We start from the raw sequence: 1,638 nt of genomic DNA, 5'->3' as shown, positions 1-1,638 counted from the left end.
GCCCTGCAGCGCGTGCTGCGCGAGCCGGCCGCCCTCGCCCTGCACACCCAGCCCGTCGTCGAGCTCACCAGCGGCGCCGTCGCGGGTTACGAGGCCCTCTCCCGCTTCTCCGGCGAGCACGTGGACGCCGCCCTCGCCGGCGCCTCCCCCGACCGCTGGTTCGCCGCCGCCGAGCACTGGGGCCTCAACGCGGCCCTGCAGTCCCGGGTCCTGGGCACCGCGGTGGCCATGCGCGCCGTGCTGCCCCCCGACACCTTCCTGACCGTCAACGTCGAGCCCCACCTGCTCACCGACGAGCGCGTCGCCGGCGCCCTGCTCGAGCACGCCGACCTGAGCCGCCTGGTCGTCGAGCTCACCGAGCACTCCCTGGCCGACGACCCCGCCGGGTTGCACCGCGTGCTGTCCGCGCTGCGCGAGCGCGGCGCCATGATCGCCATGGACGACGCCGGCACCGGCTACGCGGGCCTCAGCCAGCTGCTGGCGCTGCGCCCGCACGTCGTCAAGCTCGACCGGGAGCTGATCACCGGCATCGACGCCGACCCCGTCAAGCGCGCCCTGCTGGAGGTGCTGGGCGACCTGGTGGGGCGCATGGACGGCTGGGTGCTGGCCGAGGGCATCGAGACCCCGGCCGAGCTGGACACCGTCGTCGGACTCGGCGTGGCCCTCGGCCAGGGCTTCGCGCTGGCCCGCCCCGCACCGGTGATGCTGCCCGCCCTGGGCGAGGAGGTGGTGCGCCGCATCCAGCGCACCGCCGCCGCCTCCCAGCTGGAGGAGCACGTGCTCTCCCTGGTGCGCCCCGCGCGGGTGGGCACCGACCCCGCCACCGCCGAGGTGCTGCTGGGCGCCGACGGACGGGTGAAGGCGGTGCGCTGCGGCGGCAGCGGCCCGGGCGACCCGCTGCGCTGGTGCACCCCGTTGCTGGTGGCGCCCTCCGCCTCGCTGCCCGAGGTCGCCCGCCGGGCGGCCACCCGCCACAGCGCCGACCTGACCGCCCCGCTGGTGTGCACCGACGGCCAGGGCGCCGTCGTCGGGATCGTCACCCACGCCGCCCTGCTGCTGGGCCTGGCCCGCACCCGCTGAGCGGGTTCGGGTGCCCGCGGGCTCAAGGCGCGCCCGCCGGGACCCGAACGAGCAGTGAGCTGAACTCCTCGCCCGAGGCGGTCAGCGGTGACGTGATCGCACCCGAGGAGACAGACGTGAAGAAGTTCCGCTGCGGTGACGTGGTGCCCGGCTGCACCCGCGCCTTCACCGGCTCCACCGACGAGATCCTGCTGGCCGTGGCCGCCCACGCCCGCGCCGACCACGGCCTGGACGAGGTCCCCCAGGAGCTCGTGCTGCAGGTGCGGGACGCGGTGGTCGACGCCTGAGAACCGCGGGCGCGGGCCCGCTGCCCTCCCGCCGGCGACCTCCCGCTCCAGCACGGGCAGGTCGGCCAGCGGCCCACCGTGCAGCTGGGCGTACGGGGCGATCGAACGGAACGCAGCTCGCCCTGCCGGATCAGGTCGTCGTAGGCCGCGAGCGTCTGCTCCGGCGGGTGTGCGGGTCGGGGAAGTGCGCGCCGTGGACGTCGATGCGGTCGGTGCGCGGCCGGCGCAGGCTCTGCTCGACCCGGCCGACGACGTAGCGGCGGGAGAGGCC

Annotated in this window: 2 protein-coding genes; both read left to right on the top strand. The window is 76.3% G+C overall.

Annotated elements, in window-relative coordinates; genetic code table 11:
- The coding region (locus GTQ99_RS22175; RefSeq protein ID WP_166617851.1) for an EAL domain-containing protein at positions 1 to 1,080 on the top strand (1,080 nt) is incomplete at its 5' end.
- Between the two features lie 116 nt (positions 1,081 to 1,196).
- Positions 1,197 to 1,367, top strand: a complete 171-nt coding sequence (locus GTQ99_RS22170) for a DUF1059 domain-containing protein (RefSeq protein WP_166617850.1) — start codon at positions 1,197 to 1,199, stop codon at positions 1,365 to 1,367.
- Positions 1,368 to 1,638 lie beyond the last annotated feature (271 nt).

The organism is Kineococcus vitellinus (assembly GCF_009906315.1).
GTDB lineage: Bacteria > Actinomycetota > Actinomycetes > Actinomycetales > Kineococcaceae > Kineococcus > Kineococcus vitellinus.
The sequence above is the reverse complement of the archived record's forward strand: the minus strand, read 5'-3'. Positions and strand labels throughout refer to the sequence as shown.